The 19,890-nt window shown below is 68.0% G+C and carries 22 protein-coding genes; 12 read left to right on the top strand and 10 right to left on the bottom strand.

Annotated features, from left to right (window positions below; all coding sequences use genetic code 11):
• Nucleotides 1-110: 110 nt before the first annotated feature.
• Together CJ179_RS24985 and CJ179_RS24980 are read left to right on the top strand one after the other, a co-directional pair.
• Entirely contained in the window at nucleotides 111-953 is an 843-nt protein-coding gene (locus CJ179_RS24985) for a hypothetical protein (protein ID WP_072938800.1), read from the top strand.
• Nucleotides 950-1,405, top strand: coding sequence for an OsmC family protein (locus tag CJ179_RS24980; RefSeq protein ID WP_072938803.1), 456 nt, complete (start codon nucleotides 950-952; stop codon nucleotides 1,403-1,405). Before CJ179_RS24985 ends, CJ179_RS24980 begins: the two co-directional genes overlap by 4 nt.
• 11 nt (nucleotides 1,406-1,416) lie before the next feature.
• Here the strand turns inward: CJ179_RS24980 and CJ179_RS24975 are convergent, their stop codons facing one another.
• Nucleotides 1,417-2,607 carry a Fic family protein gene (locus tag CJ179_RS24975; RefSeq protein ID WP_095863210.1) on the bottom strand — a complete coding sequence of 397 codons (1,191 nt, stop codon included), beginning with the start codon at nucleotides 2,605-2,607 and terminating at the stop codon, nucleotides 1,417-1,419.
• Between the two features lie 431 nt (nucleotides 2,608-3,038).
• Between CJ179_RS24975 and CJ179_RS24965 the strand changes: the two genes are divergently transcribed.
• Genes CJ179_RS24965 through CJ179_RS24945 form a run of 5 tightly spaced genes read left to right on the top strand, consistent with a single transcriptional unit; the run spans nucleotide 3,039 to nucleotide 7,235 of the window.
• Nucleotides 3,039-4,508, top strand: a complete 1,470-nt coding sequence (locus CJ179_RS24965) for an aldehyde dehydrogenase (protein ID WP_074933793.1) — start codon at nucleotides 3,039-3,041, stop codon at nucleotides 4,506-4,508.
• A gap of 42 nt (nucleotides 4,509-4,550) precedes the next feature.
• On the top strand, nucleotides 4,551-5,303 hold the full coding sequence (locus CJ179_RS24960; protein ID WP_072938818.1) for an SDR family oxidoreductase: 753 nt from the start codon (nucleotides 4,551-4,553) through the stop codon (nucleotides 5,301-5,303).
• Nucleotides 5,300-6,187: an NAD(P)-dependent oxidoreductase gene (locus tag CJ179_RS24955; protein WP_072938821.1), complete on the top strand. Its 888-nt coding sequence runs from the start codon at nucleotides 5,300-5,302 to the stop codon at nucleotides 6,185-6,187. Before CJ179_RS24960 ends, CJ179_RS24955 begins: the two co-directional genes overlap by 4 nt.
• Nucleotides 6,184-6,576 (top strand): carboxymuconolactone decarboxylase family protein, encoded by a 393-nt coding sequence (locus tag CJ179_RS24950; protein ID WP_072938824.1) that lies wholly within the window; start codon nucleotides 6,184-6,186, stop codon nucleotides 6,574-6,576. The genes CJ179_RS24955 and CJ179_RS24950 overlap by 4 nt, the downstream gene beginning before the upstream one ends.
• Nucleotides 6,573-7,235, top strand: a complete 663-nt coding sequence (locus tag CJ179_RS24945) for a class I SAM-dependent methyltransferase (RefSeq protein ID WP_095863209.1) — start codon at nucleotides 6,573-6,575, stop codon at nucleotides 7,233-7,235. The genes CJ179_RS24950 and CJ179_RS24945 overlap by 4 nt, the downstream gene beginning before the upstream one ends.
• Here the strand turns inward: CJ179_RS24945 and CJ179_RS24940 are convergent.
• The 6 genes from CJ179_RS24940 to CJ179_RS24915 form a co-directional block, all read right to left on the bottom strand.
• The gene (locus CJ179_RS24940) at nucleotides 7,211-8,299 is read right to left on the bottom strand and encodes a prenyltransferase (RefSeq protein ID WP_095863208.1); all 1,089 of its coding nucleotides are present in this window, start codon (nucleotides 8,297-8,299) and stop codon (nucleotides 7,211-7,213) included. The two genes, CJ179_RS24945 and CJ179_RS24940, sit on opposite strands and share 25 nt — an antisense overlap.
• Nucleotides 8,296-9,036, bottom strand: coding sequence for a class I SAM-dependent methyltransferase (locus CJ179_RS24935; RefSeq protein WP_095863207.1), 741 nt, complete (start codon nucleotides 9,034-9,036; stop codon nucleotides 8,296-8,298). The genes CJ179_RS24940 and CJ179_RS24935 overlap by 4 nt, the downstream gene beginning before the upstream one ends.
• On the bottom strand, nucleotides 9,030-10,277 hold the full coding sequence (locus tag CJ179_RS24930) for a glycosyltransferase family 4 protein (protein ID WP_095863611.1): 1,248 nt from the start codon (nucleotides 10,275-10,277) through the stop codon (nucleotides 9,030-9,032). The genes CJ179_RS24935 and CJ179_RS24930 overlap by 7 nt, the downstream gene beginning before the upstream one ends.
• Nucleotides 10,278-10,367: 90 nt before the next feature.
• Entirely contained in the window at nucleotides 10,368-11,231 is an 864-nt protein-coding gene (locus tag CJ179_RS24925) for a TIGR03619 family F420-dependent LLM class oxidoreductase (protein WP_095863206.1), read from the bottom strand.
• A 201-nt stretch (nucleotides 11,232-11,432) separates the two neighbouring features.
• A complete protein-coding gene (locus CJ179_RS24920) occupies nucleotides 11,433-12,347 on the bottom strand; it encodes an SDR family oxidoreductase (RefSeq protein WP_072938835.1) in 915 nt (304 codons plus the stop codon).
• Nucleotides 12,344-13,132, bottom strand: a complete 789-nt coding sequence (locus CJ179_RS24915; protein WP_373560152.1) for an SDR family oxidoreductase — start codon at nucleotides 13,130-13,132, stop codon at nucleotides 12,344-12,346. The genes CJ179_RS24920 and CJ179_RS24915 overlap by 4 nt, the downstream gene beginning before the upstream one ends.
• Nucleotides 13,133-13,211: 79 nt before the next feature.
• Between CJ179_RS24915 and echA20 the strand changes: the two genes are divergently transcribed.
• Genes echA20 through ipdC form a run of 4 tightly spaced genes read left to right on the top strand, consistent with a single transcriptional unit; the run spans nucleotide 13,212 to nucleotide 16,703 of the window.
• Nucleotides 13,212-13,988, top strand: a complete 777-nt coding sequence (echA20, locus tag CJ179_RS24910; RefSeq protein WP_072938840.1) for a (7aS)-7a-methyl-1,5-dioxo-2,3,5,6,7,7a-hexahydro-1H-indene-carboxyl-CoA hydrolase — start codon at nucleotides 13,212-13,214, stop codon at nucleotides 13,986-13,988.
• 5 nt (nucleotides 13,989-13,993) lie between these two features.
• Complete coding sequence (gene ipdA / locus CJ179_RS24905) at nucleotides 13,994-14,887, top strand: cholesterol ring-cleaving hydrolase subunit IpdA (RefSeq protein WP_072938843.1); 894 nt, start codon at nucleotides 13,994-13,996, stop codon at nucleotides 14,885-14,887.
• On the top strand, nucleotides 14,884-15,645 hold the full coding sequence (gene ipdB / locus CJ179_RS24900; RefSeq protein WP_072938846.1) for a cholesterol ring-cleaving hydrolase subunit IpdB: 762 nt from the start codon (nucleotides 14,884-14,886) through the stop codon (nucleotides 15,643-15,645). Before ipdA ends, ipdB begins: the two co-directional genes overlap by 4 nt.
• Nucleotides 15,642-16,703 (top strand): (3aS,4S,5R,7aS)-5-hydroxy-7a-methyl-1-oxo-octahydro-1H-indene-4-carboxyl-CoA dehydrogenase, encoded by a 1,062-nt coding sequence (ipdC, locus tag CJ179_RS24895; protein ID WP_095863205.1) that lies wholly within the window; start codon nucleotides 15,642-15,644, stop codon nucleotides 16,701-16,703. The genes ipdB and ipdC overlap by 4 nt, the downstream gene beginning before the upstream one ends.
• Nucleotides 16,704-16,786: 83 nt before the next feature.
• On the opposite strand, the gene CJ179_RS24890 is transcribed toward ipdC, so the two are convergent.
• Nucleotides 16,787-17,068: a DUF2277 domain-containing protein gene (locus tag CJ179_RS24890; RefSeq protein ID WP_072938852.1), complete on the bottom strand. Its 282-nt coding sequence runs from the start codon at nucleotides 17,066-17,068 to the stop codon at nucleotides 16,787-16,789.
• A gap of 54 nt (nucleotides 17,069-17,122) precedes the next feature.
• On the bottom strand, nucleotides 17,123-18,349 hold the full coding sequence (locus CJ179_RS24885) for a glycosyltransferase family 87 protein (RefSeq protein ID WP_072938854.1): 1,227 nt from the start codon (nucleotides 18,347-18,349) through the stop codon (nucleotides 17,123-17,125).
• 137 nt (nucleotides 18,350-18,486) lie between these two features.
• On the opposite strand from CJ179_RS24885, the gene CJ179_RS24880 reads away from it, so the two are divergent.
• On the top strand, nucleotides 18,487-19,125 hold the full coding sequence (locus CJ179_RS24880; protein WP_095863204.1) for a helix-turn-helix transcriptional regulator: 639 nt from the start codon (nucleotides 18,487-18,489) through the stop codon (nucleotides 19,123-19,125).
• Here the strand turns inward: CJ179_RS24880 and hutC are convergent.
• Nucleotides 19,058-19,825, bottom strand: coding sequence for a histidine utilization repressor (gene hutC, locus CJ179_RS24875; protein WP_072938860.1), 768 nt, complete (start codon nucleotides 19,823-19,825; stop codon nucleotides 19,058-19,060). The two genes, CJ179_RS24880 and hutC, sit on opposite strands and share 68 nt — an antisense overlap.
• Between the last annotated feature and the right edge of the window lie 65 nt (nucleotides 19,826-19,890).

Below are 19,890 nucleotides of genomic sequence, written 5' to 3'. Positions count from 1 at the left end.
TGCTTGACAGATTCCGGCGCGGATCATATGTTCGGCGTGTTCCAAATATCGTATCGGCTTCAGCATAATGAACACAGCGGCTGACCGAACTCGCCGAGTAAGGAACGGGAATGATTCTGCTGGGGTATCGCGATCACAACGTCCACGAACTGGTGTGCCACGAGATCGCCGCGCGAGCGGGCTACTACGACCGTCTGGGCATCGACGTGAAAGCGGTGTCCGGCCCAGACCATCCGGAGGCCGCCCTGTCTGCTGGGCTCGGCGGATCTCTGGTCGAAACCCTTCGGGGGCAACGTCGTTGGAAAGTTGCGCTCGTCCACACCCTCCACCCGCTGTTCTGGATCTGGACGCGAAAGGGTGACACACGATCAGCCGGGCCGACCGTCGTGGCCGGCCACCCGGAGGGATCGATCGTGTGCGCATTCACCCAGCGGATGCTGAGTTATCGCTGGGCAGGCCACGGCACCCCGTCGATGCTGCGCTTCCCCGCAGGAAGCGCAGGCGATCGGCAGCGACTGGAGGCACTGAGATCCGGAGAAGCCGACGCCGCGGTTCTGGGCTCCGCATTCGCTCCCGGCACCCTGTCACGGCTCGGGCTCGCCGAATCGTTGTTCTTCGGCGTCGCCCTGAGGTTCCCCACCGCAGGTGTCGCAGTCGACGTGGACAAGACCGGAATCGACCATCCGTCGGTACGAAAGGTCGTCGCCGCACAGACGGCGGCGATCGCCAAGGTCAGGAGCAGAGATCCTGTGGCACTCGACGCCGTGGCGTCGCTGCTCCACGACGACAGCGGGACAGATGCGCAGCGCTTGCTGGCGGACTACCTATCCCCTCAGTACGGTCCCGATCCACGTGACGTCCGAGCTGCCGGTGCGGATGCGATCGAATGGCTTGCAGACGTGTTGAATACAGGCGGGAACACCGCCGCAGACTTCTATGAGGCGGTTCGATGACTACTTCTCGACGTGAGCAACTGGTCGTGCACGCGCTGCCCGGGACCCACGGCACGACGGTCACCGCGCGCAGGCACGAGTTGACGATCGACGAAACCCAGCAGTACGGCGGGCACGATTCCGGCGCAAACCCGGTGGAACACATGCTCGCCGGCATCGCGGCCGCCTCCCTCGTGGTGCTGCGGCTCCTCGGCGAGGTTGCGATCGCCGAGTCCGCCGCGCTCACCGTGTCCGCGACCTTGAACGTCGATCGCGTCATGGGCACCGACGACGGCGCCGTCATCGAACTGATCCGGCTGGACTGGGAAGTGGCGAACGCGGCACACGCGGATCGCCTGCGCGCCGCGCTTCCCGACCTCGCGACTCGCCGACCCGGACAGGCGCTGATCGACGCCGCAGCCGCCGTCACGGAAGAGGTGTCGGTCCGCGCACCGGCGACCGCGGGCGTGTGACTGCCCGTCGGTTACGGGTGCTCGGTGGTGCGTCTGCCGATCGTGGTGGTCAGGGCGTCGAGTTCGGCGAGCACACCGGTGGCGGCCCAGATCTGGTTGCGCTTGCTCTCGGACAGCACCTCGAGCACCCCGGCCGCGGTGAGCCGGCCCAAGGCGCGGTACGTGCTGGCATCGGTGGTGCCGGTGATCCGCTGGGCGGTGTCGGCGCTGAAGATCGGCATGTCCAGGAGGGCGTCGATGATCTTCTCGTCGGCGGAATTGCTGCGCGGCCGTGCGATATCCCGCCAATAGCTGGGGAGTTCGGCCAGGGCGCGGGCAGAGTCCTGAGCGGCCTCGCTGGAGACGATCGCCGCGCGGGCGACGTACTCGACGAACTCGTCGGCGTCACCCGCACGGTAGCGGGTCAGCTGGTCGTAGTAGTGGCGCGTGTCCGCGAGCATCACCGGCGCCAACGGGACAGTGACGCGGCGCGTCAGGCCGCGGCGTCGAAGAATCGCGCTGATCAGGGCTCGGCCGATGCGGCCGTTGCCGTCGATGAACGGATGGATGGACTCGAACTGGGCGTGCGCGATCGCCGCTTGCGCGAGAATCGGCAGATCGGTGCGCTTCGCGAATTCCACTAGATCGGCCATCAGATCGTCAACCAGTTCCGGCGGCGGCGGCACGTAAAGCGCGTCGATCGGGGTGTAATCGCTGCCACCGACCCAGTGCTGCACGTCGCGGACCTTGCCGGAGTCGCGGGCGGTGTAGTAGTCCGGTGCCATCAACAGCCGGTGCGCACTCAGCAGAGTCTCGAGCGTGATCGGGCCACCGCCGGCGGCGTCGACCATCACAATCAATGCCTTGACCGCGGCGAGCTGAGACTTGGCCTCCTCATTCGCCTTACCGCCGGCCAGCGCCTTGCCGAACGCCCGCCAGCCCGCATCGATGTGCTCGATCTTCGACGACGCCACCGACTCGCTGCGCAGCAGAAAATCCGACAGCGGCACCAGGTGCTCGCCGAAACCAGCTTCGAGGCGGGCAACGGAGATGACCGCCTCCTCGTGCACGCGAGCGACAGCACCGACCAGGTCGCAGTGGAGGGAACCGATCATCGGCGGAATCGAAACGTCGACCGACTCCAGAGTGCGGTCGGCGCGCGAACCCTGCCGATGACGCGGGTTCCACTCTCGAGACTCTCTTCGATGCGGCGGCCAGATCACAACAATCTCCTCGTTCGAGGACGAACGTAAGATAACGGCTACCTTAACTTACTTTTAGCACCTCAAACGTAGTTATAGACATCGTTGGTATATCGAGCATCCTCGTAAGCCGGGTGATGCCGCACCCACCAGCTCCGCCAGTTCGTCGAGCGACCACGGCGGCTCTGTCGCGTGGCCGCGGTAGGCCAGCAGTGTCGGAGTCGGTCGGTCGAATCTACCGACGAAGCAAACTGATCCGGCGAAGATTCGCCCGGTGATGCCTGTGGCGAGGTCGCCGGCTCCCCACCCTTCCAGTCGCCTTTTCGCGCGCGCCGTCCTCGCACCTCCGGGAACTCGTCATTGCGGCATCCAGTTGTTCAAACTATAGTCCAGACACATGTCCAGTTTTCAGAGATCGCTGTGACACTTACCCGACTCGGAAGCGAAAATCGATGACTCTGCGCCCCACCGACAGCTCTGCTCTCCTGATCGACGGCAAACTGATTCCCGGTTCCGGCGGCACGTTCGAGGTGATCAACCCGGCCACCGAGGAAGTGCTGGGACGGGCCGCCGACGCAACCGACTCCGACATGGACGCCGCGATCGCCGCGGCCCGGCGAGCCTTCGACCACACCACGTGGTCCCGCGACCACGGCTTCCGCGCCCGCTGCCTGCGACAGCTGCGCGACGTACTGCAATCCCACATCGAGGAACTGCGCGACCTCACCATCGCGGAGGTCGGCGCCCCCGCCTTCCTCACCAGCGGACCGCAGCTCGAGGGCCCGGTCGCCGACCTCGGCTACTTCGCAGACCTCGCCGAAAGCTATTCCTGGGAACAGGATCTGGGCGTCGCCGAACCGATGGGCATCAGGACCCGCCGACGTGTCCTCAAGGAGGCCGTCGGGGTGGTCGGGGCCATCACACCGTGGAACTTCCCGCACCAGATCAACTTCGCCAAGATCGGCCCCGCGCTGGCGGCCGGCAACACGGTGGTGCTCAAACCCGCACCCGACACTCCCTGGTGCGCCGCCCTCGTCGGACACCTCATCGCTGAGGAGACCGATCTTCCGGCCGGTGTCGTCAACATCGTCACGTCGAGCGACCATGCCCTCGGCGCACAGCTCGCCACCGACCCCCGAGTCGACCTCGTATCGTTCACCGGTTCGAGCACCACGGGGAAAGCCGTCATGGCGGCGGCGTCCGAATCGTTGAAGAAGGTGTTCCTCGAACTCGGCGGCAAATCCGCGTTCATCGTGCTCGACGACGCCGACCTCGCCGGGGCGTGCGGGGTCGCCGCGTTCACCGTCTCCACCCACGCGGGACAGGGTTGCGCCATCACCACCCGGCTGCTCGTGCCCCGCGAGAAGTACGACCAGGCAGTCGAGGCGACGGCCCGCACACTCGGCGGACTGAGCGCAGGCGATCCTGCGAAACCCGGCACCATCTGCGGGCCGCTCATTTCCGCCCGGCAACGTGCCCGGGTCGAGGAGTACCTGCGACTCGCCCGGGAGGAGGGCGGCACGATCGTGGTCGGTGGCGGCCGCCCGGCCGATCGGGACCGCGGGTTCTTCGTCGAACCCACCTTGATCAGCGGCCTCGACAACACCGCGCGGGTGGCCCGGGAAGAGATCTTCGGACCGGTGCTGGTGATCATTCCGCACGACGGCGACGAGGACGCGATCAGCATCGCCAACGATTCGCCCTACGGGTTGTCCGGATCGGTGTGGGGCACGGATCCCGCACGGGTGCAGCGCGTGGTCGACGGCGTGCGCACGGGCACGCTCAGCGTCAACGGCGGCGTCTGGTATTCCGCCGACGCCCCGTTCGGCGGTTACAAGCAGTCCGGAATCGGCCGCGAGATGGGTGTGGCCGGTTTCGAGGAATACCTGGAAACCAAGCTGGTCGCGGAGCCGGCCCGATAATACGCCGGCGAGCCGGCCCGATAATGCAGGGAGTCAATCGATATGGGACGTTTCGACGGTAAGACGGCCATCGTCACCGGCGCCGCACAGGGCATCGGCGAGGGGTACGCGCGTGCTCTTGCCCGCGAGGGCGCCAACGTGGTGGTGGCCGACCTCAACGCGGAACTCGGCGAGACCGTGGCCAAGCAGATCGCCGCCGACGGCGGGACCGCGGTGTTCAAGGACGTCGACGTCGCCGACGAGGCTTCGGCGCAGGAACTCGCGGCGTTCACCGTCGAGAAGTTCGGCGGCATCGATCATCTGGTGAACAACGCCGCGATCTACGGCGCCATGAAACTCGACCTGCTGATCACCGTGCCGTGGGACTACTACAAGAAGTTCATGGCCGTGAACTTCGACGGCGCCCTCAACGTGACGCGGGCCGTGTGGCCGGCGATGAACGAGCGCGGGGGCGGCTCCATCGTCAATCAGTCGTCGACGGCGGCGTGGCTGTACTCCGGCTTCTACGGGCTCGCGAAAGTCGGGATCAACGGACTCACCCAGCAGTTGGCCCACGAGGTGGGCGGCATGAACATCCGGGTCAACGCCATCGCGCCCGGACCGATCGATACCGAAGCCACCCGCACCGTGACACCGGGAAATATGGTGGCAGACATGGTCAAGACATTGCCACTGAAGCGGATGGGCACCCCCGACGACCTCGTCGGCGCCTGCCTGTTCCTGTTGTCCGACGAGGCGAGCTGGATCACCGGGCAGATCTTCAACGTCGATGGCGGACAGATCTTCCGATCATGACCACGACCGAGCAGGTGTCCGTCGGCTACATCGGCCTCGGCAACATGGGTGCGCCCATGGCCAAGCGGCTGCTGGCCCGGCCCGGCGGACTCATCGTGTGCGACACCCGGCCGGAGGCGCTGGAACCGTTCGGCAAGGCGGGCGCGAAGGTGACGTCGAGTCCGCGGGAGGTGGCAGAGAACGCGGACGTCATCTCCGTGACCGTGCTCAACGACGAGCAGGTGCGCGCAGTGGTCACCCAGATCCTCGAGGCCGCGCGGCCGGGCACCGTCGTGGCGGTGCACTCCACCATCAGCGACGTCACCGCCGTCGAGTTGGCCGACCGTTGCCGCGCGCACGGCGTCGATCTGATCGACGCGCCAGTCAGCGGCGGCGCACCCGGCGCGTACAAGGGGAAGCTGGCTGTGATGGTCGGAGCGAGCGAAGACGCGTTCGAGAAGGTGCGGGAGCCGTTCGGGCACTGGGCCGAACTGGTCGTGCACGCCGGAGACGTGGGCGCGGGCACGCGGATGAAGCTGGCCCGCAACCTGTTGCACTTCGTCTCGTTCACCGCCGCCGCTGAGGCGCAGCGGCTCGCCGAGGCCGCCGGTCTCGACATCACCGAACTCGGGAAGGTGGTGCGGCACACCGACGCGATCACCGGTGGCGCGGGCGCGATCATGCTCCGCGACACCACCGACGCTCTCGACGAGAACGACAACTGGTACCCGATCATGTCCCACGTCCGGGACCTCGGGGAGAAGGACCTGTCGCTGGCGATCGGGCTCGCCGAACGACTCGACGTCGCGCTGCCGCTCGCCCGGCTCGCGCTCTCGGGCCTGGGTCCGGGACTCGGCGTCGACAGCACCGTGGACAAGATCGTGGACAAGGAGGAGCAACCATGACCGACGACACCCGCACCCGTGGCCTGGCCATGATGGAGCAGGTCTACGGGTTCGAGATGCAGGACGGGCCCGGCGCGCATTTCGCCGTGACCGCCGACCACCTGTTCGCCGACATCTGGTCGCGGCCCGGGCTGAGCATCCGCGACCGCCGGCTTCTGCTCCTCGGGGCGCTCACCGCGCAGGGACTCGTCGACGTCGCCGAGATCCAGGTGGGGGCGGCCCTGCACAACGAGGAGCTGGACGAGGACCAACTCCGGGAGATCGCCCTGTTCCTGTGCCACTACGTGGGCTGGCCGTTGGGGACGAAACTCGACGCGATGATCGGCGGGGTGCTACACAAGCGGAAGAAAGCGGCCAGAGCGGCCGCCCCGGACGCAGAGGCCACATGAGCACCGAACATCTGACACCAGAGCTACTTCGACTCGCCGACTCCGTCCCCGGCTTCATGCCGGAGGACGAGGGGACGGCCCTGCACGAGGCCGCGATGCAGTACCTGACTCCCGGTGGGCTGGGCGTCGAGATCGGCACGTACTGCGGCCGCTCCACGATCTACCTCGGGGCGGCGGCCAGGGCGCGCGGCGCCCGCGTCGTCACCGTCGATCACCATCACGGTTCCGAGGAGCACCAGCCGGGCTGGGAGTATCACGAACCGGCGTTCGTCGACCCGCACACCGGTCTGCTCGACACAGTCGGCCGGTTCCGGCACACGATGGCGGATTCGGGGCTCGAGGAGTACGTGGTGGCGGTGCTGGGCCGGTCGTCGACGGTGGCGACGTTCTGGCGCACCCCCGTCGACTTCGTGTTCATCGACGGCGGCCACACGTCGGAGGCGGCGTCGGCGGATCTCGAGGGGTGGGCGCCGTGGGTGAACGTGGGCAGCGCCCTGGTGATCCACGACGTGTTTCCGGACCCCGCGGACGGTGGTCGGCCGCCGTTCGAGATCTACGAACGTGCCCTGGCGACAGGGCAATTCAAGGAGACGTCCGTCACCGGGTCGCTGCGCGTTCTCGAGCGGGTGGGCGGTCAGACCGGCGAACCGCTGGCGTGACAGTAGTCGCCGCAGCGGTCGAGACCGATCGGTAGTCCCACGGGCAGCGCCGCGTCCCGGAAGATTCCGTGTCCGGGCGTGGTGCGGGACAACGCGTCCGCAGCGAGGATCATCGCCCCGCCCGTCCACGTGGTCTGCTCGACCGGCCACCGCTTGCCGTCGCTGTAGACGAGGCCGGTCCAGTACGAGCCGTCCGGATCCCGCAGGTGCTGCATGGCGGTGAATTGCGCGAGCGCGCGGGCGTGCTCCCCCATCGCGTCGAGCGCCAGCACCAGTTCGCACGTTTCGGCGCCGGTCACCCACGGCCGGTGGTCCACGCAGCGGATGCCGAGTCCCTCGACCACGAAGTCGTCCCACCGCGAATCGATGCGATCCGACGCGGCCTCACCGCGGACGGCGCCCCCGAGGATCGGGTAGTACCAGTCCATGGAGTACTCGTCCTTGATCGCGAACGACTCCGGGTGCTGCCTGATCGCATGGCCCAGCGTGTATTTCGCGAACTCCCATTCCGGCTGCGGGTCGTCGACCAGCCGGGCGAGGAGCAGCCCGCAGTGCAGGCTGTGATGAATGCTGGAGTTCCCCGTCAGCAGCGCCTCGGGGCAGTCCTGACCGTTCTGACCGCGGGCCCACCAGATTTCGCCGCTCGACGACTGCATGTCGACGACGAGATCGAGACCGCCCTGCACCGACGGCCACAGGGTGTCGACGAAATTGCGGTCACCGGTGATCAGGTAGTGGTGCCACACCCCCACCGCGAGGTACGCGCAGAAGTTGCTGTCGGAATCGTGATTCTCCACGGTTCCGTCGCGGAACTTCATGGGCCACGACCCGTCCGGGCGTTGCGTCCGCCGCGACCACTCGTACGCGCCCTCCGCCTCCTCGATCAGGCCGGCCGCGGTGAGCGCCATGGCGGATTCGACGTGATCCCACGGGTCGGTGTGCCCACCGGCAAACCACGGCAGCGCCCCCGACGACTCCTGCGCTGCCGCGATCGACCGTGCCGTCAGCCGGACCTGGCTCTCCGACAGCACGTTCGGCACCGACGGGACGCCGGCGGCTCTCACCGCGGCGCCTTCACCACGCTCGGTTCCCTCGGCTTCTCGAGGTAGAACACGACGCTCTTGCCGACCACCGGGTTGAGGACCTTCTCGGCGGTCCGGGTGAGCCAGGGCGCTTTCATCATGTCCCACACCAGAACCTGGTGGTACGCCCTCGCGAGGGGATTGTCGTTGTTCTCCACCCCGACCGCACACTTGAGCCACCAGTACGGGGAATGCAGGGCATGCGCGTGGTCCCGGCCCCGCACCTCCAGCCCGGCGGCGGTGAGCTTCTCCGCCAGTTCGTCGGCGCGGTAGATGCGGACGTGCCCACCCTCCACCTCGTGGTACGCGTCGGACAGCGCCCAGCAGATCTTCTCCGGCAGCCACCGCGGAACCGTCACCGCCGCAACGCCACCCGGCTTCAGGATGCGGGTCAGTTCGGCGATGGCACGGCCGTCGCGGGGCACGTGTTCGAGGACCTCGGAGATGAGGACGACGTCGAACGTCGCATCCTCGTACGGGAGGTTCAGCGCGTCGCCGACCTCCACCCGAGCCGACGCGCCCGCCGGGACCTCACCGACCTCGGCCATCGCCACGAACATCTTCTCGACGTCCGCGAGTTCGTCGGCGTTCTGGTCGAAGGCGATGACGTCGGCGCCGCGTCGATACAGCTCGAACGAGTGCCGTCCGGCACCCGCCCCGATGTCGATCACCTTGTCGCCGGGCTTCACACCCAGCCGGTCGAAGTCCACGGTCAGCACGGTCGGCCTCCTTCACGGGTCTGCGCTATCGCTTCGACGTAGGTCTGCGCGGTTCTCGCGGCCACGGCGGCCCAGCTGTAGCGCTCGAGGACGCGACGGCGGCCCCCGTCGCCGAGCCGGGCGCGGCGCTGCGGATCGTCGAGCAACGCACCCAGCACGTCCGCGAGTTCCTGCGGGTCGCCGGGCGTCACGAGCACACCCGCCTCCTCATCCGTTCCCACCACCTCGGGAATGGCGCCTGCGCGGCTCGCGACCAGTGGGGTACCGCACGCCATCGCCTCGACGGCAGGCAGCGAGAAGCCTTCGTACAGCGACGGCACGCACGCGACGTCGGCGGACGCCAGCAGCGCGGCCAGTTCGGCGTCGTCGATGCCCGACACCGTCCGGACGACGTCACCGATGGCCAATTCCTCGATGAGCTTCTCGGTGACTCCGCCGGGTGCCAGCTTGGTGACCAGCACCAGTTCGACGGCGCGCTCGGTGTGCACCTTCGCGACCGCTTCGAGGAGCGTCGACACCCCCTTGAGTGGCATGTCGGCGCTGGCGACGCACACGATGCGGCCCGGCACCCGCGCGGCGGACGGGGGCCGGAAGACCTCGGTGTCCACACCCAGCGGGACGGTCCGCAGGTTCGCGGCGGGAACGTCGAACGCGGCGCTGATGTCGTCGGCGGACGACTGCGACACCGTCAGCAGCGCGGGGATGGCTCGCGCCACCCGTTTCTGCATGCGCAGGAATCCGTACCAGCGGCGGACCGTCACCTTGCGCCACCACTTCGCCGACGCGAGATCCAGTTCGCGGTCGCGGGTGATCGGGTGATGGATGGTGGCGACGACGGGGAGCCCGGCCTTCCGGAGTTGCAGCAGCCCGTAGCCGAGGCACTGGTTGTCGTGCACCACGTCGAACTCGCCGGCCCGCTCCTTCAGCAGTCGCGCGGCGCGAAGGCTGAACGTGAGCGGCTCCGGGAAACCGGCCGTCCACATGGTCGCGACCTCGAGCAGGTCGACGGCGTCGCGGAACTCGCGCGGGTGCGGCGTTCTGAACGGATCCGGCTCGCGGTACAGGTCGAGGCTGGGAACCTTCGTCAGCGTCACCCGGGGGTCGACGTCCGGGTACGGCTGGCCCGAGAACACCTCCACCTGATGGCCGAGTTCGACCAGCTCACGGCTGAGATGGCGGACGTACACACCCTGCCCACCGCAGTGGGGCTTGCTTCGGTACGACAAGAGTGCGATGCGCACGGACTTCGGCCTCTCCTCGAGCAACTGGCAAGCAATACTAGAACACGTTCCTACTCGGGGTGTGTCCTCGTTCCATCCAACCGCACTCACTCACCCCACCGCGGTCGACTCGCGCAATCCCTCGAGTTTTCCCGCCAGGCGTCCGAGGTAGGCGAGGACCTCCTCCTCGCTGCGGTCGGGCACCCCGTACACGACCTCGGTGACGCCGAGGTCCTTCCACCGGCGCAACTTGTCGACGTCCGGTTTGCCGTCGAGCACGACGATCCGCGGTTCGCCGTCCCTGCCGGCCTCCCGCCACATCCGTCGCAGCGCGGCGACGCGGTCGTCGATGTCCTGCTCGATCGGGGTGGTCATCCAGCCGTCGGCGGATTTCACGATCCACTTGAAGTTCTTGTCGTTGCCGGCGGCGCCGACGACCACCGGAGGCACCCGCACCGGCTTGGGCCACGCCCAGCTCGGACCGAAGCTCACGAACTCGCCGTCGTAGGACGCCTCGTCCTGCGTCCACAACGCACGCATCGCCCCGAGGTACTCCCGCAGCATCGTCCGCCGCCGGCCCGGCGGGACGTTGTGGTCGGTGAGCTCGTCCAGATTCCACCCGTACCCCACGCCGAGGATCACCCGCCCGCCGCTGAGGTGGTCGAGCGAGGCGATCGTCTTGGCCAGCGTGATCGGATCGTGCTCGACGGGCAGCGCCACCGACGTGCCCAGTTCGATCCGCTCCGTGACCGCAGCCGCCGTGGCGAGGGCCACCCACGGGTCGAGGGTGCGCATGTACCGGTCGTCGGGCAGCGACGCGTCTCCCGTCTGAGGATGCGCCGCATCGCGTTTCACCGGAATGTGTGTGTGCTCGGGCACGTAGAACGAGTCGAATCCGGTGGCCTCTGCACCCCTCGCGGCCGAGGCCGGCTCGATCCCGCGGTCACTCGTAAACAACGTTATGCCGAATTTCACGAATTCTCCTTGGCCGAGAGCCTTTTCCTTCAAGCACACTAACTTCTGGACACCTGTTTATCAATGTGTCCAAACAACTCTCCAGTTCTCCGCGCGGCCGGACGAACGGGACGCTCGTTCGATCTGAGGCAACGGGCGTCCCGTTCGTCCCGCCCAGGTGAGTGGCAATGCGTCCCCCAGCACACATCGCCACTCACCTGCTCAGGCGCCGTAGACCGGGACCGGGTCCTCCGCCTTCGCGAGCAGGTCCGCGACGACGGGCCCGATCTCCTTCGGCTCCCAGCGCGCGCCCTTGTCCTGGGCCGGGCCGTGCCGCCAGCCCTCGGCGACGGTGATCTTGCCTCCCTCGACCTCGAACACCCGCCCACTCACGTCCTTCGAGTCCACACTGCCCAGCCACACGACGAGCGGGGAGATGTTCTCCGGCGCCATCGCGTCGAACCCCTCCTCGGGCGCGGCCATCGCCTCGGCCATCGCGCCGCCCGCGCCGACCGTCATCCGGGTTCGGGCGGCGGGCGCGATCGCGTTGACGGTGACGCCGTAGTTCTTCAACTCCGCGGCCGCCTGGATGGTCAGCTCCGCGATCCCCGCCTTCGCGGCGGCATAGTTGCCCTGCCCGATCGAGCCCTGCAGTCCGGCACCGGAACTGGTGTTGACGATCCGGGCGTCCACCGGATTGCCCGCCTTGGCCTCGGCCCGCCAGTACGCGGCGGCGTGCCGCAGCGTCGCGAAATGCCCCTTGAGATGCACCCGCACGACGGCGTCCCACTCCTGCTCGCTCATCCCGACGAGCATGCGGTCGCGCAGGAATCCGGCGTTGTTGACCAGCACGTCGAGCCGCCCGTACGTGTCGATCGCCGTCCGGATCAGGTTCTCGGCCCCGGCCCAGTCTGCGACGTCGTCGCCGTTGACGACGGCCTCGCCGCCCGCGGCCACGATCTCCGCGACCACCTGCTCGGCGGGACTCTCCCCGGTCGCGGAACCGTCGAGTCCGGCCCCGATGTCGTTGACCACGACCTTCGCCCCCTCGGCGGCGAACGCCAGCGCATGGGCGCGTCCGATTCCGCGCCCGGCGCCCGTCACGATGACGACGCGACCGTCGACCACTCCACTCATGCCTTCTCCTCTGTAGATGCTGTAGCTGATGTAGATGCTGTTGCTGCCGCCAGGAAGGCGGGACGTTCCCCGCCGCCGTGGACGGTCAGTGTCGAACCGCTGACGTACGCCGCCAACGGTGAAGCCAGGAACACCGCGCAGTTGCCGACGTCCTCGGGGCAGGCCATCCGGCCCAGCGGGACCGTGTTCCCGACCGCCGCGATCCCCGCCTCGTCTCCGTAGTGCAGGTGCGCGAGTTCGGTGCGGACCAGGCCGACGACCACCGAGTTGACCCGCACCTTCGGCGCCCACTCCACCGCCAGGCTGGTGGTCAGGCTGTCGACCCCGGCCTTCGCCGCCCCGTACGCCGCGGTGCCGGGCGAGGGCCGCGACCCGCTGACGCTGGAGATGTTGACGATCGCGCCACCCGAATCCTGGGTCTGCATCTGAGCATTCGCGACCTGCGAGACGAGCAGCGGGGCAAGGAGGTTCAGCTCGACGATCTTCGAGTGAAACTTCGGGCTCGCGTCCGCCGCGAGGGCGAACGGCGCCCCGCCGGCATTGTTGACCAGCACGTCGAGGCGGCCGTGGCGCTCGACGATCCGGTCGACGAGACCCTGCACCTGCTCCGGGTCGCGGATGTCGCACGGCAGGAATTCGGCGGCGCGTCCGTCCACCTCCACGGGGTCGTCGCCCGGTCGGCGAGCGCAGGCGACCACCGTCGCACCCGCCCGCAGGAAGGTGCGGCTGATGCCCGCGCCCACCCCGCGAACTCCGCCGGTCACGAGCACGACACTTCCGGTCATGTTGGAACCTGTTTCCATCGTGCTACCCTACCAAGCAATTGCTTGGTGCGTGAAGTGCGGATCTGACGAGGAGAAAACAGTGGGAATTCGGAGCGAGACAGATCCGGGGGGCATCACCACGGTCACCGTCGACTACCCGCCCGTGAATGCCATCCCCTCCCGGGGCTGGTTCGAGTTGGCCGACGCCGTGCTCGACGCGGGCCGGAACCCGGACACCCACGTGGTGATCCTGCGAGCCGAGGGACGCGGGTTCAACGCCGGCGTCGACATCAAGGAAATGCAGGCCACCGAGGGGTACGGCGCGCTGGTCGACGCCAACCGGGGCTGCGCGGCCGCGTTCGCCGCCGTCTACGACTGCGCCGTGCCCGTGGTGGTCGCGGTCAACGGGTTCTGCGTCGGCGGCGGCATCGGGCTGGTCGGCAACGCCGACGTGATCGTGGCATCCGACGACGCCGTCTTCGGTCTCCCCGAGGTCGACCGCGGGGCGCTCGGCGCCGCCACCCATCTCGCCCGGCTCGTCCCGCAGCACATGATGCGCACCCTGTACTACACGGCGCAGAACGTCACCGCCCAGCAACTCCAGCATTTCGGGTCGGTGTACGAGGTGGTGCCGCGCGAGAAACTCGACGACACCGCCCGCGACATCGCCGCCAAGATCGCGGCCAAGGACACCCGGGTCATCCGCTGCGCCAAGGAGGCGATCAACGGCATCGACCCCGTCGACGTGAAGACCAGTTACCGCCTCGAGCAGGGCTACACCTTCGAACTCAACCTGGCGGGCGTCGCGGACGAGCACCGCGACGAGTTCGTCGAAACCGGCAAGCCCCGGTCCAACTCGAACAACAGGAAAGGCTGACATCGATGGCGAGCAAGCGCGACAAGAGGATGTCGCTCGACGACGCGGTCGGGGAACTGCGGAGCGGAATGACCATCGGCCTCGGCGGCTGGGGTTCGCGCCGTAAGCCGATGGCGCTGGTCCGGGCGCTGCTGCGCTCGGACGTCACCGACCTCACCGTCGTCACCTACGGCGGCCCCGACCTGGGGTTGCTGTGCTCGGCGGGCAAGGTGAAGAAGGCGTACTACGGTTTCGTGTCCCTCGATTCGGCACCGTTCTACGACCCGTGGTTCGCGAAGGCGCGCACCGGCGGCGAGATCGAGGTCCGCGAAATGGACGAGGGCATGGTCAAGTGCGGACTCGAGGCGGCCGCCGCCCGGTTGCCGTTCCTGCCGATCCGTGCCGGGCTCGGCTCCGACGTCCGGAACTTCTGGGGCGACGAACTGCGCACCGTCACCTCCCCCTACCCCGACGCGTCCGGCCGGTCGGAGACGCTGATCGCGATGCCGGCCCTGAATCTCGATGCGGCACTGGTGCATCTGAACCTGGGCGACAAGCACGGCAACGCCGCCTACACCGGCGTCGACCCCTATTTCGACGACCTGTACTGCGCGGCCGCCGAGAAGCGGTTCGTCTCCGTCGAACGCGTGGTGGAGACCGAGGAGCTGGTGAAAACCGTTCCGCTGCAGAATCTGATCCTCAACCGCATGATGGTCGACGGCGTCGTCGAGGCACCGAACGGCGCCCACTTCACCCTTGCAGGCGACAGCTACGGCCGCGACGAGAAGTTCCAGCGCCACTACGCCGAAGCGGCGAAGACCCCCGAGGGATGGCAGCAGTTCGTCGACACCTACCTGTCCGGCAGTGAGGACGACTACCAGGCGGCCGTGAAGAGATTTGCAGAGGAGTCCCAGGCATGACCGAGACCACCACCGGCGTCACCCGCGCCGAATACTGCGCGATCGCGTGCGCCGAGATCTTCTCCGGCGCAGGCGAGATCATGGCCAGCCCGATGGCGACGCTGCCGTTGATCGGCGCCCGGCTCGCGCGACTGACCACCGAACCCGACCTGCTCATCACCGACGGCGAAGCACTGATCTTCGCCGACACCCCCGCCGTCGGCGCGAAGGCACCGGTCGAGGGCTGGATGCCGTTCCGGAAGGTGTTCGACGTCGTCGCGTCCGGTCGCCGCCACGTGGTGATGGGCGCCAACCAGATCGACCGGCACGGCAACCAGAACCTCTCGGCGTTCGGCCCGCTGCAGCAGCCGACCCGGCAGATGTTCGGCGTCCGCGGCGCGCCCGGCAACACGATCAACCACCCCACCAGCTACTGGGTGGGCAAGCACACGTCGCGGGTGTTCTGCGACACCGTCGACATCGTCTCCGGCGTCGGCTACGACCGGATCGACCCCGACAATCCGGCCTACCGGTTCCACCACCTGCACCGGGTGGTGACCAACCTCGGGGTGTTCGACTTCGGCGGACCCGGACACACGTTCCGGGCGCTGTCGCTGCACCCCGGCGTCACCGCCGAACAGGTCGCCGAGAACACCTCGTTCGAGGTGGCAGGGCTGGCCGACGCCGGCGTGACCCGCGAACCCACCGAGGAAGAACTGCGGCTGATCCGCGAGGTCCTCGACCCCCGCACCCTGCGCGACCGGGAGGTGTCGGTATGAGCACGCTCCGCACCGCACTGACCGACCTGGTCGGTGTGCAGCACCCGATCGTGCAGACCGGAATGGGCTGGGTCGCGGGACCGCGCCTCGTCGCGGGCACCGCCAACGCCGGCGGTCTCGGCATCCTCGCGTCGGCGACGATGACCTACGACGAACTCGAAGCGGCGATCACGAAGACGAAGACGCTCACCGACAAGCCGTTCGGGGTGAACATCCGCGCCGACGCCACCGACGCCCCGCAACGCATCGACCTGCTCATCCGGGAGAACGTGCGCGTCGCATCGTTCGCGCTCGCCCCCAAGCAGGAACTGATCGCGAAGCTGAAAGCCGCAGGGGTGGTGGTCATTCCGTCGATCGGCGCCGCGAAACACGCCAAGAAGGTGGCGTCGTGGGGCGCCGACGCGGTGATCGTGCAGGGCGGCGAGGGCGGCGGTCACACCGGCCCCGTCGCCACCACCCTGCTGCTGCCGTCGGTGCTCGACGCCGTCGACATCCCCGTCGTCGCGGCGGGCGGCTTCTACGACGGCCGCGGGCTCGCCGCCGCCCTCGCGTACGGCGCCGCCGGCGTCGCGATGGGCACCCGCTTCCTGCTCACCCAGGAATCGACGGTCCCCGACTCCGTCAAACAGGAATACCTCGCCCGCGGACTGCAGGACACCACGGTCTCCCGCAAGGTCGACGGCATGCCCCACCGGGTCCTCAACACCGAACTCGTCGACAGCCTCGAACACTCCGGCAATGTGCGCGGGCTGGTCGCCGCCGCCCGCAACGCGTCGAAATTCAAGGCCATGACCGGCATGAAATGGTCGACGCTCGTCAAGGACGGTCTCGCCATGAAGAAGTCCGGCGACCGCACCTGGCAGCAGATCATCATGGCCGCCAACACCCCGATGCTGCTCAAGGCCGGGCTCGTCGACGGCAACACCCACGCCGGCGTCCTCGCCTCCGGTCAGGTCGTCGGACTGCTCGACGACCTGCCCACGTGCAAGGACCTCATCGACGGCATCGTCGCCGACGCGATCAAACGCATCGACGCACTCGGCGCCCTGCGCGCCTGAGACCGGACGAACGGGACGCTCGTTGGATCTGACGCAACGAGCGTCCCGTTCGTCCGGCTAGGAAGTGGCGGCCTTCGCCGCGCTCAGCTGGAGGACGCGGCCTTCGCCGCGATGCGCGCCCGGACCTCCGGCCGTCGCAGCGGGGGCACGGTCTGCGGGGGCTGCTTGCGCGCCGGCAGTGCCGCGAGGAGCTTCGTGGTGGCCTCGGTGACGACGGCAACCGCCTCCTCGAACGGTTCACGGTTGGCGTCGGAGAGCTTCTGGATTCCGCTGACCTTCCGGACATATTGACGCGCCGCCGCCTCGATCTCCTCCGCGGTGGCCGCCGGTTCGAGTCCGCGCAGCTCGGTGATGTTTCGGCACATGACTCGACGATAGCGCCGCCCGGTCCTCCGCGCGGCCCGGCGGAAAGCGGGTTGTCAGCTGCGGGCGGGCTCCAGAGCGCCTTCGTCGGCGGGCACCGCGTCGGTCTCGACGTCCGGGAGCGGGGTGCGGGACCGCGCGGCCACGACCGCGGCGCCGAGCAAGACGAGGGCGACGAGGCACTGCGAGCTGCCGATCACCTCGCGGACGGCGGCCTCCACCCAGCCGGACGAGGACGACTGCAGCACGAAGTTGGGGCCGATCAGGAAGATCAGCGTCGCGGCGCCGACCACCGGCCGCCAGCTGCGGTACTGCGGTGCGATCAGGATCGGAATGAGCAGGATGCTGTACGCCCAGTGGTGAGTGACGGCGAACGGCGCCGCGAGCAGCGATGCCAGGGCCACGACAGACAGCGCGATCAGGTGTTCACCCGACCGGGTGAACCGGTACGCCGACCATGCGGCGGCGGAGACGATGACGGCCGCGCTGAGCACCCAGAGGACGCTGGCGAGCCTGCCCTCCGCCCCGAGCCGGGCGATGACGCCGGTGACGGCCTGGTTGCGGAAGAAGTCGGGCGCGCCCGCACGGCCGGTGGCGAAGAATTCGGTGGTCCAGAACCACACCGACGACTGCGGCAGCAGCCAGAAACCGAGTCCGACGGTGACGAGGATCGTGGCGAGCGACCGTCCGATCGAGCGGAAGTCGCGGCGGACGAGCAGGACGAGCAGGAAGGCTGCGGGGGTGATCTTGATTGCGGCGGCGAGGCCGATCGCGATTCCGCGGAACCTCTTCGGGATTACTCCGGTGCAGTCGGCGACCACGAGCGCCATCAGGATGATGTTGATCTGACCGAAGTCGAAGTTCGAGCGCATCGGTTCGAGGAGCAGTACCGGGCCCATCGACAGCAGAGCGAGAAGTTCGGGGCGGCCGACGTCGAGTTTCGACAGCGCCACCTTGACCATCCACCACACGAGCCCGAGGTTGAGGGCGCACCACAGCGCCTGCAGGACCGCGGGGTCGATCTCGGCCATCGGCGCGAAAAGGATCGCCGCGAAGGGTGCGTAGATGAACCTGAACCCGGAACTGCTCGGGAAGTCCGCGGAGTAGAGCGGCAGCCCGCCGACGAAGGCGTGGCCGGCGTCGCGGAACACGGAGAGGTCCATCAGGTAGCCCGTTGCCGCATCGAACTCTCGGTAGGCCACCACCCCCACGGAGAGGACGCCCACGAGGAGCGCGACGGCATGGAGGCGATAATCCCTGAACTTCGATTCACTCTGTAACAAGAATTTGTTCTTTCATGATCGGCGTCGTGGTCAACGGTCCACCGTAGCGGGCCGTGACCCAATCGTGACAAAGGCGAGGTCGTGGCGCCCGAACCGCGTGCTTCGTCCTAGTTTATTTAGACTGGTATATTTCGATCATGCCCGGACGCGTCCTCGACAATCCGCTCGTTCTGCCGGTGCTGGGCCTGCTCCTCGAATCGCCGATGCACCCCTACCAGGTGGAGGTCACGCTGCGTGAGCGCAGCGAGGACGGTCAGTGGCCGCTCAACCGCGGTTCACTGAACAACGTGATCGCCGCCCTCGCGGCGGCGGGCTGGATCGAGGAACACGAACGTGCGCAGCGGGAGGGTCGGCCCGTCCGCACCGTCTACGCCCTCACCGACGCCGGGCGCGCGGAATTGGTGAGCCGACTGGACATCCAGATCCGCAGCGCCGCACGGGAATTCTCACCGTTCTTCGCCGCGATCAGCTACCTCGGCGCGCTGGGACGCGACGGCGCCGTCGACGCACTCACCGAACGCGCCCAACGACTCACCGCGAGAATCGAATCCGACCACACCAAGCTCACCCGCGCGCTCGGCGACGATGTGCCCGCCCTGTTCGTCGTCGAGGCGGACTACGCACTCCATGCCGCACGAGCGGAACTGGACTGGATCGCGTCGACGATCGCCGGCATCCGCGACGGACACCTCGCGTGGCCCGAACCGATCAGCCCGTCCCGAACGTCCCTTCGAGCCGGTTCCGCGAACCGGGGTGCACGAGACGCGCGGCGCTGACGAGTCCTCGGGACGACCAGGTGCGGCGTCGGATCAGCAGGCAGGGTTCGGAACGCTCGATGTGGAGGAGCCGGCATTCCTCGGGCGATCCGAGGATCGCCTCGACGACGTGCTCACCCCTCGTGAGCGGGGCTTCCACGCTCAGATAGTGATTGGGCGTCTGCTGGGTGAAGTCCTGATCGAGATAGCCGGGCGCCTCGGCGGGATTGACGAACCGGTCTTCGAGCTGGATCGGTGTGTCGTCCTCGTAGTGGATCATCAGGGAGTGGAACACCTTGCCGCGGATCGAATCCCGGATGAAGGCGTTGGCCGGATCGGCGTCTTCCTCACGCACGTACACCACTTCGGTCCGGTGGCGGTGTCCGCGTTGCTGGATCTCGTCCGCGATGTTCTTGACCTCGAACAGCGGCGACGCCGTCTTCGTGGCCGCCACGAACGTGCCCACCCCCATCAGGCGCACCACGAGGCCCTCGGCGCTGAGTTCGCGCAGCGCGCGGTTGATGGTCATGCGGGACAGCCCCAGAGCGCCGACGAGCTGATTCTCCGAGGGCAGCTGATCGCCCTCCTGCCAGCGGCCGGCGTTGATCTGCGACACGATCAGGTGCTTGACGCGTTCGTACGCCGGGGCCGACTCCGTCCCCGGTCCGTTGTACAACGCAGCAAGCTCCGCGTCGACTACTGCGATCTCTACCACTGACACCCATTCCTCTGCGGCACCGACGAACTTCCCGTGCAGTCGGCCGTCTGCAGTCTATCGGCCGACTG

Source organism: Rhodococcus sp. ACS1, assembly GCF_002300155.1.
In the GTDB taxonomy this organism is placed as follows: domain Bacteria; phylum Actinomycetota; class Actinomycetes; order Mycobacteriales; family Mycobacteriaceae; genus Rhodococcus_F; species Rhodococcus_F koreensis.
Note: the sequence above shows the minus strand (reverse complement) of the source record. Positions and strands in the feature narration are given on the sequence as shown.